This window comes from Paenibacillus sp. MDMC362 (assembly GCF_003269305.1).
In the GTDB taxonomy this organism is placed as follows: domain Bacteria; phylum Bacillota; class Bacilli; order Paenibacillales; family Paenibacillaceae; genus Paenibacillus_AQ.
Genome location: NZ_QLYT01000050.1, coordinates 1 through 12,732 on the forward strand (window position 1 = coordinate 1; position 12,732 = coordinate 12,732).

A 12,732-nucleotide genomic window follows, 5' to 3' on the forward strand; every position below is an offset into this window, starting at 1 on the left:
GGTAGAGCACCTGACTTTTAATCAGGGTGTCGAAGGTTCGAGTCCTTCATGGCTCATCCGAAGAGTCGTCAACATTGTTGACGGCTCTTTTTGTGTTGTTATAAGCTGTTTTTGTCCAATGTAAATGGGCTTAGAGAGAAGGCATTGTCGCTTGTACTGGGTCTTATGCTAAAATAAGAAAAAACGATAAAGTGGTGGAGTCATCAATGGTGGAGATGGAGCACATCGTTCAGAAACTGGAGCAGACTTTGGGTACCTCACTCGGTTTAAAAACATTGAATGATCAGGAAGCGGCATGGTTAACAAAATCAATGGCGACCTCACCGCCATTCGGTGATCGGATTGGTCATGAGGTAGGAGCCCAGGGGCCCAAAAACCGTGTAGAAAACGGAACCTCGCACAAATCACAAAGGGTTAACGAAGCCTATGCTCACAAGGACCTGGGTGAGATTTGGATTCCAGTGAATCCACAGGAACCTAGCCGGGTCATCGTAGCGGATCAGGGTGCTTTGACGGAGTCGGAGATTGGACTTATAACTCTACTATTGTCGAGCCTGCAGGATTCGATGCCAGGGGGAGTGCCCAAGAATGCCGGTAAGGTTGAAGAAGAACGACGAGCCCAGCAGTTAGGTGGTTGGTTACAGGAACGCCTGCAAGCCGGTGAACTGCTTGCTGAAATACCAGATGAAATGTTGATTCGGACAAGTTTGACAGAGGACATGGTTCCCTTTCTTCTAATTCATGAGAGCGAGCATGCTCCCACTCCAAGCTATAAGGCGCTGCATCGATTACTGCGCAGTTATTTTGGCGGGGACATCATTCTGGTGCCGCTGCTTGATAAGGAATGGATTATCCTAGCGAACCAAGAATTGCTGGATGGTATAACGACGGATGATAAAGAGGATACTTCGTTGGAAGGCGACCAGGATTTGCTCTCCTTATTCTGTATGGGGCTCTACGAGCTGATTTCAACGGAATGGGTGGGGGATTTCCATATCTCTGCGATACCGGCGGTTAATGCGCTGCATGCTCTGCCACAGACCGTTAGCATGCTAAGAGAGACCATGACCATCGGCCGAACGTTCCAGGTCAAGGAACATATCCATCTGTCGACCGGGCTTCATCTGGAGCGTCTGGTTTATAGCATTCCCGAGTACCAGCGCAATCAATTCTTGCGCGAGTACGCTGCCGGCCATACCGATTTGTTCGAGGATAGCGAGACGTTGTCAACGCTGGAGTCTTTTTTCGAATTGGATTGTAACGTGAGTGAGACGGCCAAACACCTGTATATCCACCGTAACACGCTGCTGTACCGCCTGGATAAGATTAAACAGGAGACAGGGTTAGATGTTCGCAGCTTCAGTGATGCGGTTTTAGTGAAAATAACGCTTCTATTGTATAAAGTGACGAAAAGGAAATAGGTTTTTTGTGCAGATTGTGTATAGCAAGTCAGGTGTCTATGGGGTAATATAAGATTATAAATTAATTGTATTCGATTTCATAACATTCATATGAGGGGGCAAATGCACATGGCTGGTGTACGCTTAGAGCATATTTACAAAAAGTATGCAGGTTCGGATAAAGCAACTGTAATTGACGTTAATTTGGATATTAAAGATAAAGAATTTTTGGTTTTGGTAGGTCCTTCCGGTTGCGGTAAGTCCACGACACTGCGTATGATCGCAGGTCTTGAGGAAATTTCTGAGGGTAAACTTTACATTGGCGACCGCGTTGTTAACGATGTAGCGCCTAAAGATCGTGACATCGCGATGGTATTCCAATCCTACGCCTTGTATCCACATATGAACGTATATCAGAACATGGCATTCGGTTTGAAACTCCGTAAAGTGAAGAAAGACGAAATCGATAAGCGTGTACGTGAAGCAGCAAAAATCCTGGATATCGAGCATTTGCTTGAGCGTAAGCCAAAAGCTCTGTCCGGTGGTCAGCGTCAGCGTGTTGCCTTGGGTCGTGCGATTGTCCGTGATCCACAAGTCTTCTTGATGGATGAGCCGCTTTCCAACTTGGATGCGAAACTCCGCGGTCAGATGCGTGCCGAAATCACCAAGCTGGTTAAGCGTCTTGAAACCACTTGTATCTACGTAACGCATGACCAAACAGAAGCTATGACAATGGGTGACCGTATCGTTGTTATGCAGGACGGCATCATTCAACAAGCGGATTCCCCAGAGCAACTGTACAACAATCCGAACAATCTGTTCGTTGCTGGTTTCATCGGTTCCCCAACCATGAACTTCATCAACGGTAAATTGTCCGAGCAAAACGGTGGCGTATACTTCACTTCCCAGGGCTTGAACGTTCAAGTACCAGGTGGTAAAGCACAATTGCTCAAAAATAAATCCATGATTGGCAAAGAAGTGATTATGGGTGTTCGTCCGGAAGATATTCATGAAGAGCCAGTCTTCCTGGAAGCTTCCCCGAACACGATCTTCTCTGCAAAAGTCGATGTAACCGAGAACCTTGGTCACGAAATGCTCTTGTACCTGAGCGGCTTGGGCACCGATACGGTTATCGGCCGTGTAGACGGACGTTCGACTACGCGCGAAGGCGACAATGTGAAATTGGCACTCGACATGAACAAAGTTCATATCTTTGATAAAGAGTCTGAATTGAACGTATTGCTCGAAGATTAATCTTCAGCAATCGGGATCTCTTGAAAACCGCCCCCTCAAGGGGCGGTTTTTTTAGGAGTAAAAGGCAATAACACACTAGCATTCACGCCCTTAAAAAGGTTTAGATCCCCTTTGCCGTTTCCAGTAGAGGTATTCCATAGGTAGCAATCTATTTAATGTACACCCCTATATAAGCCTAATGCCGCAATGGAGTAGTCGGTTAGAATTGCATTCATTGGCTTTTTTCGATAAGATAAGCACAAAGCAAGGCATACATAAGTATTGAACATATGGGATGTTGAGCATATTTTATGATAATTGCCAGATCGCAGATAAGTGTGCAGAACTGCTCTTTAGGAATAACTGAATGATGAAATATATCATCCAAGACGGGCCGTGCCATATGGCGGTTCCGTTGTGATGTCAACATACAATGGAAGAAGAGGGGTAAGACCATGGCCAAGAAAGTAAAGGTATCCGAGCTGGTCCAGCAGTTTCAGCTGGAGGTCATCGCAGGTGAGGAAGGCTTGAAACGTCAGATTACAACGGACGATCTGAATCGCCCGGGATTGGAAATGGCCGGTTATTTTGAATACCATCCGCGGGAACGGGTTCAGCTTATGGGGCGCACCGAGTTGGCTTTCTTCGGAATGCTGAAGCCGGAAGAGCGTAAAGAGCGTATGCGCAGCCTGTGCACGGAAGAAACACCTTGCATCGTGGTAACACGTTCCTTGGAGGTGCCGGAAGAACTGGTGGAACTCGGGAATGAGAGAGGTTTGCCTGTACTGCGCAGCAGCATGGCAACAACCATTCTGACAAGCCGATTCACAAGCTTTCTGGAACGCAAACTTGCACCAACTACAACCATCCACGGGGTATTGTGCGATGTTTATGGCGTAGGGATGCTGATAACAGGCTCAAGCGGTATCGGGAAAAGCGAGACGGCACTGGAGCTCGTCAAACGCGGACACCGATTAATTGCGGACGATGCGGTGGAGATACGTCAGACATCGGATTTTCAGCTGCATGGTACGGCGCCGGAGCTCATTCGCCATCTTCTGGAGATTCGCGGAGTCGGTATTATTAATGTAATGACGTTATTCGGTGCAGGCGCCGTTCGAAACAATAAACGGATTACCCTTGTTGTTCGATTGGAAGCCTGGCAGCAGGATAAACAGTATGATCGACTGGGGTTAGATGAAGAAACAACACGAATTATTGAGACGGACATCCCTCTGGTCACCATTCCGGTTCGTCCAGGACGTAACCTTGCGGTTATTATTGAAGTGGCAGCTATGAACTACAGACTGAAACAAATGGGACTGAATGCTGCGCTGCAGTTTACGAACAAACTGACAGCTACGATCGCTGAAGATATGGACGATTTGGACTAGGACTAGGGAGGTTATAAGTGATGCAAACATTGCTCATCGATCCGGTGGTGTTCTCCATCGGATCGCTGCGTGTTCATTGGTATGGCTTGATTTTAGGGCTGGGTGCTTTGGTGGGGCTGTTGCTGGCCATTCGCGAGGGGAAGCGTTTTGGCATTCCGCAGGAGTTCTTTATGGATTTGGTATTGCTTGGCGTACCTTCGGCAATTATTGGTGCACGTATTTATTATGTAGCATTTAAATGGGAAGATTATAAGGACAACTTCCTGGACGTGTTCAAAACATGGAATGGCGGGATTGCGATATTTGGTGCTCTCATCGGGGCCATTATCTGCGCTTTGATCTTTGTACGTAGAAGAGGCTACTCATTCTGGCGGATTGCTGATATCTGTGCTCCGTCTCTGTTGGCCGGCCAAATCATTGGTCGCTGGGGGAATTTCGTTAACCAGGAGGCCTATGGCGGTCCTGTCAGCGAGTCCTTTTTACGCGGGCAGCTGCACCTGCCTGATTTCATCGTCAATCAAATGAATGTACAAGGCGTATTCCATCATCCTACCTTCCTATATGAATCCTTATGGAACTTGGTCGGTATTGTCATCCTGCTTATTCTTCGCAGACAGAAATTCCTGCGCGCAGGCGAGCTCTTCATCGGATATTTCATCTGGTATTCCATCGGCCGATTCTTCATTGAAGCGGTGCGCACGGACAGTTTGGCGTTCCAAGGCGCAGCCGGACTTGCCGACTTCATTAACAATACGTTATGGGCACCGATGACTTGGATGGGCTTTAAACTGGGCCATCTGGACCCGGCTTACGGCAATATTAGGATCTCCCAGCTGCTGTCTGTATTGATTGTCATTGGAGGCATCGTACTGATCATTGTGCGCCGTGTAACGGGTCGCGCCAATGTGCGTTATTTGGACCCCATCGTGTCAACGAAGACCGGAGCAGGTCCTACGCCTGAAGCGGACCTTCAGACCAATAAAGCCGCGAAGTCATCTGCGCAGGCACCTGTTAAGCAGGACAAACCGGCAGCAGAGCCAGCAGAGACGGCTGACAAAAGCCCTCTAACCCAAGTCCAGGAGACGGAAGTCAAACCGTCCCCAGTAGAAGATACTCCGGCAATAAAACCAGATACGGAAGACAAAAAGGAGTAGTTGCAGCATGATCGAAACCGTACTGTTTGATTTGGACGGAACCATCATTGATACGAATGAATTGATTATCTCGTCGTTTCTCCATGTCTTCGAGGCTCAGGCCCCAGGACCGTTAACCAGGGAGCAGATCATTCCACATATGGGAACCACGCTGGAGCAGCAGCTGCAGGCTTTCTCGGGAGGCGTTGAGGACGTAAGTCCGCTTATCAAAGCATACCGTTCCTTTAACACGCTTCATCATGATGAGATGGTTAGACCGTTCCCCCATGTAAATGAAGTGGTAGAGCGTCTTCATCGTCACGGGCTTTCACTGGGGATCGTAACCACGAAGATCCGTCCCTCCACGATGATGACTTTGGAGAAGTACGATCTGGAGCGCTTCATGTCGGCGATTGTGACAGTGAACGACGTCGAGCATCCGAAACCGCACCCGGAGCCTGTTCTGACGGCGATCGAGCGGCTGGGCGCCAATCCGGCTACGACGTTGATGATCGGAGACAGCCCAGTCGACATTCAATCTGCCAAGGCGGCGGGCGTGAAGGCAGCAGCTGTAGCTTGGTCCCTGAAGGGTGAGCAGAAGCTGATGGAGTATGGTCCGGATTATGTTTTAAAAGATATGAAAGACCTGTATGAGATCGTAGGACTTCAAGAGGAATAGGAGTTTTGGCAGCATGGCCAGAAAGATTACCCGTTATCCTGTAGAAGGGCCCAACGCGTTATGGCAAATCTACCGCACCGTGAGCCCGTTCAAAGGCGTCAAGAACTTCATCTTTATCCAGTTGGCCCGCTATTGTCCTATTCTGCCCTTGAAGAACTGGATATACCGCCATATGCTCGGGATGAAGGTGGGGAGGCATACCGCGTTTGGATTGATGGTCATGGTGGATGTGTTTTTTCCGGAGAAAATATCCATCGGCGAGAATTCGGTGATCGGCTACAATACAACGATTCTTGCCCATGAGTATTTAATAAAGGAATATCGTCTGGGTGAAGTGCGGATCGGGGAGAACGTACTCATCGGCGCGAACACCACGATTTTGCCTGGTGTAACGATCGGAGATGGAGCGGTTGTTGCTGCAGGGTCTGTCGTACATAAAGATGTGGCACCGGGTGTTTTTGTAGGCGGCAATCCATTGCAAGAGCTGAAGAGGACATCAACGGAAAGTGAGTCAATTTGAGGTAATGTGACAAGTTAGGTTCTCAAGCTACCTGAATTATTGTAGAATGAGTAGAGGATAACATGACACAAAGCGATTCAATAGTCCCCTGGGTATGATAGCCTTGAGGGACTTTTTTGCCCGCCTATCCTTATACCATGACTCTATGAAAAAACTTGAAAACAAGGAGGCGACGCCTGACATGAGTGCAACGCTGAACAAAAAGGAAAGGCTCCCGCAGCTCGATATTTATCGCGCGCTGGCCATCCTGGGCGTGCTTCACGTTCATGCGACTTCATTTGCAACGGTCGATGCGATTGATTCGCGATTCTATTATATTATTAATTTTTTGAATATTTTCTTTAAATACGGCACACCCTCGTTTATATTCCTAAGCAGCTTTGTGCTGTTCTATAACTATGCGGACCGGCCGCTGACTAAGGATCTGATCAAAAACTTCTACAAACGGCGGCTCTTGTACATTCTGCTGCCTTATGTGTTGTTCTCGATCATCTATTTCTTTGTGCGGATGTATCAGAACGGGTTGCTCAACAGCTCATTTGATCTATGGGCACAGATGCCGATATTCTTTGAACGCTTGATTCGGGGGCAGAACTACACGCACTTATACTTTGTGTTTATTAGCTTGCAGTTCTACATCCTGTTTCCGATCTTCCTCAAGCTGTTCAAATCGTCCCGGTTTCTCGTACGGTGGGCGGTTCCCATCGGGTTCCTGCTTCAATGGGGCTTTATCATATGGAATAAATACGAGCTGCACTACACGTTTAAAGGAAGCTTGGCGATCTCGTATTTAGCCTACTATATGCTGGGTGCTTATCTGGCGATGAATTACGACAAATTCAAGGGCTGGCTTACGTCATCTTGGAAAAAGCAGACGTCAGGTCAAAGAGCAGGTACAGTCGTGTTATGGGCGGGCTGGCTCGCGATGGCGCTGACGCACGTGCAGATTTGGTACAATCAGAGATTGCACGGTGCCAAATACGACTCCCTGTTGTACGAGCTGTTATGGAATCTGCACACGGTTTTCTCCGCCATTGTGCTGATGCAGCTGGCCAGCTGGCTGTATAACAGCGGTTGGAGACTGATCGTGAAGGTGCTGACGCGGATTGGCGAGTTGTCCTTCGCGATCTATCTGGTGCATCCTCTCTGGCTGTTCCTGTATCGGGAGTACGATCTCAAGCTGAATCCGGTAACCGATGATTATCTCATCTGGATTTATGGCGGCATGGTAACTGCGCTGATTGTTAGTGCGCTGGTCGTACAAACAGTGTTCCGATGGATTCCAGGCTCCTGGGTGCTGCTTGGCAGCGTTCCACGATCATTGAAGCCATCATCCAAAGCTCCAAAAGCGCCATCGCAGAGAAAAGACACCGTTGCAGGCGACAGCAAGAAATCAGTTGATCTATAATCATAGCAGGCATATTCTTTATTCATACCAGACATTATGAAGCAAAGCCGTCCGGCAATCGGGCGGCTTTTTTGTATGATTAGATCATCCTGAGAATGACGGAGTGGCCCAAAACATACGATACCCAACCCACAGACAAGCAAGCCACTCCAGCTTGTTCTTGTGTTACAATTATACCCAGAAGTTAAGCGAATTCTTTGGCGGCTAAGGTGAAGAACAACAGAGAACGATACACAGCAGGAAGCGTTCATTATGCATTGACGATCGGGCAGAGTTCATGGTAATATAGCCAATATCCTTTAATTTATTAGCAAGGTACCACTTTACCATATTAAAGACTTTTCTGAATTTGAGGTGGAGCGTCATGTCTAAACCGAAAGGCTTCGAGAAACCGGCAGGTGTTCGTGATTATCTCCCTCATGCGGTCACGAAGCTGCGCCGGATTGAACGTGAAGTGCTGGCATGTATGGACCGCTGGGGATACCGGCAGATTATGACACCAACGATGGAATATTACGATACGGTAGGCGTGGCAAGCTCTACGTCGGACCAAAAACTGTTTAAATTATTGAATAAGCGTGGAACGACCATGGTGCTGCGGTCCGATCTAACCGCCCCCATAGCAAGGGTCATGTCGTCGCTGCTGAAGGATGAGCCGTTACCGGTGCGTTTGTCTTATCATGCGAATGTATTTCGCGCAATCGAAGAGGAGGCGGGCCGGGAGGCTGAATTCTTCCAGACGGGAGTAGAGCTTGTAGGCGACGATACGCCGGAGGCCGATGCCGAAGTGATTGCACTGGCGATCGAATCCCTGAAGGCGGCAGGCGTGGAGAAATTCAAAATCGCGATGGGGCATATGGGTTACCTTAATGGCCTGCTCCAGGAAGTGCTGCCTGAGCGGACGGAGGATCAAGAGAGCCTGAAGCAGGACCTGCTGAACCGCGACTATGTCGGATACCGTAACACCATTGCCAGTCTGCTCCTTACGGAGACACAGCAGGACCAACTGGAGGGAATCCTGAAGCTGCGCGGGGGCCGGGAGATTGCCGGGCAGGCACTTGAGATTAGCAGCAACGATCTCGCAAGAGCTTCTATTGAGCATCTGTGCAGAGTATGGGAGGTGCTGGAGGCATACGATGTCTCCAGGCATGTTCTGTTTGATCTGACGATGCTCGGAGACTTCTCCTATTACACCGGTATGACGTTTGAAGGCTATGCTGCTGAACTTGGTTCACCCGTCGCGAGCGGCGGTCGGTATGACAAGCTGCTGCAACAGTTTGGCCGTGCGGTTCCGGCAACCGGCTTTGCGCTTAAGACCAATCGCATTCTGGATGGGGTTCAGGGAGGAGAGATTGCGGAAGAGCTGCCCATTCTGATCCGTTACACGGCTTCCTATCGCAAGGAAGGTTTGGCCAAAGCGTCAGAATTACGCGCACAGGGCCATACCGTCATTACTTCGATCATTCCGGATTCGGCAAATATTCGCGATGAAGGCATGCCCGTCGTATCCGGCAGTCTGCTTAACAGAGGCTACCAGGAGATCATTACCCTTCGATAGAACGTTGATACGTTGATATATCACCCTATTTTAGATAGGTCAAGGTCAGGAGGATTTGAACGTGGCGGAAACGTTGAAAGTAGCGATGCCCAAAGGGCGTATATACAAAAAAGCATCCGCGCTGTTCCGTTCAGCCGGACTTCCGATTCCCCTCGATGTGGATGAGACGCGCAAGCTGGTCATTCCCTTGCCGGAGGCAGGAATGGAATTTATTCTGGCAAAGCCGGTGGATGTGCCGACTTATGTGGAATACGGTGTCGCGGATATCGGAATCGTTGGCAAGGACGTGCTGATGGAAGAGAACAAAGACGTCTATGAGCTGCTCGATCTTGGCATCGCAAGGTGCCGGATGTCGGTTATCGGCTTGCCGGACTGGAAGCCGGGCATTCGGCAGCGGGTTGCCACCAAATATCCGAATGTCGCTTCGCAGTATTTCCGTGAACAAGGCCAGCAGGTTGAGGTGGTTAAGCTGAACGGTTCGATTGAGCTTGCACCCCTTATCGGGTTGGCGGACCGTATCGTGGATATGGTGGAAACAGGCCAAACGCTCAAGGAGAACGGACTGATAGAAATGACCAGCATCTTTGAGATTACAAGTCGCCTGATTGCCAATCGCGTCAGCTATCGGATGAAGAATGATGAAATTCAGGCATTATGCGATCGTCTGCAAACGGTCATTATGTCTGAGGGAGCGAATATACAGCGCTAAGATACACAGGTATCAACCAGGATCAGCACGGTGATCGGACAGATCAATTATCGATTGAGTCAGAAACGATATGCTTGTATCGAGAACAGTTGTGATGCAAGCAGCGGGATTGGGGGAGATTAAGGTGAAGGTTGTATCAGCAAGGGACTTTCAGCTGAAACGGGAAAATGATTACGGCACACCAGAGCAGAATGAAGTCGTGAAGGCGATCGTGCGCGATGTTCGATCCGAAGGAGATGCTGCCTTGCTGCGGCATACCGAGCAATTGGACCGTGTCCGTCTGACCGCAGATCAGCTTCGCGTAACGGACGAAGAGCTCAAAGTCGCTTATGATCATGTGGAGACTTCGTTTGTAAAGGCGATTCAGGCAGCTGCGGCTAATATTAGCGCTTTTCATTTGAAGCAGAAGCGGAATTCCTGGATGGATCTTCAAGCCGACGGCAGCATCTTAGGGCAGATCATCCGTCCGTTGAAACGCGTGGGTGTATATGTGCCCGGAGGAAAGGCAGCCTATCCTTCGTCCGTGCTGATGAACGTAATCCCGGCGCAAGTGGCAGGCGTGCCCGAGATTGTCATGGTCACTCCCCCGGCAACCGGCGGGAAGGATGGGATTGATCCTTATATCCTGGTAGCTGCGGCCGAAGCCGGCGTTACGGAGATCTACCGCGTTGGAGGAGCTCAGGCGATTGCGGCGTTGGCCTACGGTACGGAGACCATTTCCCCCGTAGATAAAATTTGCGGTCCCGGCAATATTTACGTTGCGCTGGCCAAGCGAGAAGTATATGGTGCGGTCAATATTGACAGCCTGGCCGGTCCGAGCGAGATTGCGGTATTAGCCGATGACAGCGCGGACGCTTCGTACATTGCGGCGGATTTACTCTCCCAAGCAGAGCATGACGAGATGGCTTCGGCCATTCTCGTAACGCCTTCACGTAAGCTGGGTGAGGCGGTTGCCGCCGAAGTAGAGCGGCAGCTTGAGCTGCTGCCGCGGCGCGACATCGCCCGGGCCTCCGTGGACAGCTACGGCGCGGTGATTGTCACGGAATCCCTTCGGGAAGGGATTGAAGTCATTAACCGCTTAGCGCCGGAGCATCTGGAAATCGTGACGGAGGAGCCGCTGGCGATCGTGGGCCAGATCGAGAACGCAGGCGCGATCTTCCTCGGGCCATATAGCTCGGAGCCGGTAGGTGATTATTTTGCAGGGCCGAATCATATCATCCCGACGAATGGGACGGCACGGTTTGCGTCGCCGGTGGATCTGGACGATTTCATTAAGAAATCGAGCTTGATCTACTACAGCAAGGAAGCCCTGCTGCGCGACGGCGAGCAGATTATGGAGCTGGCCCGGCGCGAAGGGCTTGAAGGCCATGCCCGGGCGATCGAGATTCGGCTGGAGCAGGAGCGTTAATCAATAAAGAGGAGCATCGATGATTCGTTATATTAGATATGTATAGAGGAGGCAGTCAACGTGAGCAGTTTGGATGCAGCAGCAAGATCAGCCGGCGTGAGCCGCAAAACCAATGAAACCGATATTGCCCTGGATTTCAATGTCGATGGAACCGGGATCTCGGAGCTGGAGACCGATGTGCCGTTTCTGAATCATATGCTTGATTTGTTTACGAAGCATGGCCAATTTGATCTTCGCGTGAAAGCGAAGGGAGATATTGAGATCGATGACCACCACACGGTGGAGGATATCGGGATTTGCCTGGGGCAGACGTTCCGCGAGGCGCTGGGCGATAAAAAGGGTATTAAGCGATATGCCAGCGTGTTTGTACCGATGGATGAGGCGCTTGCTCAAGTCATTGTGGATATCAGCAACCGCCCGCATTTTGAGTACCGAGCGGAATATCCTTCGCAGCAGGTAGGCTCTTTCCATACCGAGCTTGTTCATGAATTTCTGTGGAAGTTGGCGCTGGAAGCCCGTATCACGCTGCATGTCATCGTTCATTACGGACACAATACCCACCATATGATTGAAGCGGTATTTAAGGCGCTCGGCCGTGCATTGGATGAAGCGACTACCGTGGATCCGCGGGTGACGGGCGTCCCATCCACGAAGGGAGTGCTCTAATCGATGGCGATTGCAATCGTGGATTATGGCATGGGCAATCTGCACAGCGTGAGCAAAGCAGTGGAGCGGCTTGGGTATGAGCCGCTCGTCACGGGGGAGCGGGAGGCGATTCTGGCGGCGGATGGCATCATTCTGCCGGGCGTCGGCGCGTTCGGCGATGCCATGGAGCAGCTGCGTGAAACCTCGCTGGACTCGGTCATGAAGGATGCTGCGGAATCAGGGAAGCCGCTGCTGGGAATTTGTCTCGGTATGCAGCTCCTGTTCAGCCGGAGCGAGGAGCATGGCCAGTTTGAAGGGCTGGATATTTTGCCCGGATCGGTTGTTCGGTTTACGGGTGGTGACTACAAGGTGCCGCATATGGGCTGGAATTCATTGCAGTTCGAGAAGCGGGAGCATCCGCTGTTTGCGGGACTTGAGGAAGGTCATGTGTATTTTGTCCATTCGTATCATGTTCTTCCTGAGGTTCAGGCTGATTTGCTGGCGGTTACCGATTACGGTCAGCCAGTAACGGCCATCGTGGGCCGCGGTTCGGTGTATGGCATGCAGTTCCATCCCGAGAAGAGTGGGGAGCTTGGGATGAGCCTGCTTCGCAATTTCTTGGCTTTAACGTAATGTAAGGCGATC

Annotated in this window: 12 protein-coding genes; all 12 read left to right on the forward strand. The window is 50.2% G+C overall.

The annotated features are described in order from the left end of the window. Nucleotides 1-206 precede the first annotated feature (206 nt). The gene (locus DP091_RS23170; protein WP_113060476.1) at nucleotides 207-1,421 is read left to right on the forward strand and encodes a PucR family transcriptional regulator; all 1,215 of its coding nucleotides are present in this window, start codon (nucleotides 207-209) and stop codon (nucleotides 1,419-1,421) included. A 108-nt stretch (nucleotides 1,422-1,529) separates the two neighbouring features. Continuing rightward, nucleotides 1,530-2,654: an ABC transporter ATP-binding protein gene (locus DP091_RS23175; RefSeq protein WP_071219439.1), complete on the forward strand. Its 1,125-nt coding sequence runs from the start codon at nucleotides 1,530-1,532 to the stop codon at nucleotides 2,652-2,654. Between the two features lie 434 nt (nucleotides 2,655-3,088). Further along, nucleotides 3,089-4,027 (forward strand): HPr(Ser) kinase/phosphatase, encoded by a 939-nt coding sequence (gene hprK, locus DP091_RS23180; protein WP_071219440.1) that lies wholly within the window; start codon nucleotides 3,089-3,091, stop codon nucleotides 4,025-4,027. A 20-nt stretch (nucleotides 4,028-4,047) separates the two neighbouring features. Continuing rightward, on the forward strand, nucleotides 4,048-5,181 hold the full coding sequence (gene lgt, locus DP091_RS23185) for a prolipoprotein diacylglyceryl transferase (RefSeq protein ID WP_113060477.1): 1,134 nt from the start codon (nucleotides 4,048-4,050) through the stop codon (nucleotides 5,179-5,181). A gap of 7 nt (nucleotides 5,182-5,188) precedes the next feature. Next, nucleotides 5,189-5,839: a pyrophosphatase PpaX gene (ppaX, locus tag DP091_RS23190; RefSeq protein ID WP_113060478.1), complete on the forward strand. Its 651-nt coding sequence runs from the start codon at nucleotides 5,189-5,191 to the stop codon at nucleotides 5,837-5,839. A gap of 13 nt (nucleotides 5,840-5,852) precedes the next feature. Continuing rightward, on the forward strand, nucleotides 5,853-6,359 hold the full coding sequence (locus DP091_RS23195; RefSeq protein ID WP_071219443.1) for an acyltransferase: 507 nt from the start codon (nucleotides 5,853-5,855) through the stop codon (nucleotides 6,357-6,359). A 181-nt stretch (nucleotides 6,360-6,540) separates the two neighbouring features. Continuing rightward, a complete protein-coding gene (locus DP091_RS23200) occupies nucleotides 6,541-7,767 on the forward strand; it encodes an acyltransferase (protein ID WP_113060479.1) in 1,227 nt (408 codons plus the stop codon). A 364-nt stretch (nucleotides 7,768-8,131) separates the two neighbouring features. Further along, entirely contained in the window at nucleotides 8,132-9,325 is a 1,194-nt protein-coding gene (locus tag DP091_RS23205) for an ATP phosphoribosyltransferase regulatory subunit (protein ID WP_113060480.1), read from the forward strand. Nucleotides 9,326-9,386: 61 nt separating this feature from the next. Next, entirely contained in the window at nucleotides 9,387-10,034 is a 648-nt protein-coding gene (gene hisG / locus DP091_RS23210; RefSeq protein ID WP_071219446.1) for an ATP phosphoribosyltransferase, read from the forward strand. Nucleotides 10,035-10,158: 124 nt separating this feature from the next. Further along, nucleotides 10,159-11,442: a histidinol dehydrogenase gene (gene hisD / locus DP091_RS23215; RefSeq protein WP_113060553.1), complete on the forward strand. Its 1,284-nt coding sequence runs from the start codon at nucleotides 10,159-10,161 to the stop codon at nucleotides 11,440-11,442. 60 nt (nucleotides 11,443-11,502) lie between these two features. Continuing rightward, nucleotides 11,503-12,108, forward strand: a complete 606-nt coding sequence (gene hisB, locus DP091_RS23220) for an imidazoleglycerol-phosphate dehydratase HisB (RefSeq protein ID WP_009595657.1) — start codon at nucleotides 11,503-11,505, stop codon at nucleotides 12,106-12,108. A gap of 3 nt (nucleotides 12,109-12,111) precedes the next feature. Continuing rightward, on the forward strand, nucleotides 12,112-12,720 hold the full coding sequence (gene hisH / locus DP091_RS23225; RefSeq protein ID WP_113060481.1) for an imidazole glycerol phosphate synthase subunit HisH: 609 nt from the start codon (nucleotides 12,112-12,114) through the stop codon (nucleotides 12,718-12,720). Nucleotides 12,721-12,732: the final 12 nt, after the last annotated feature.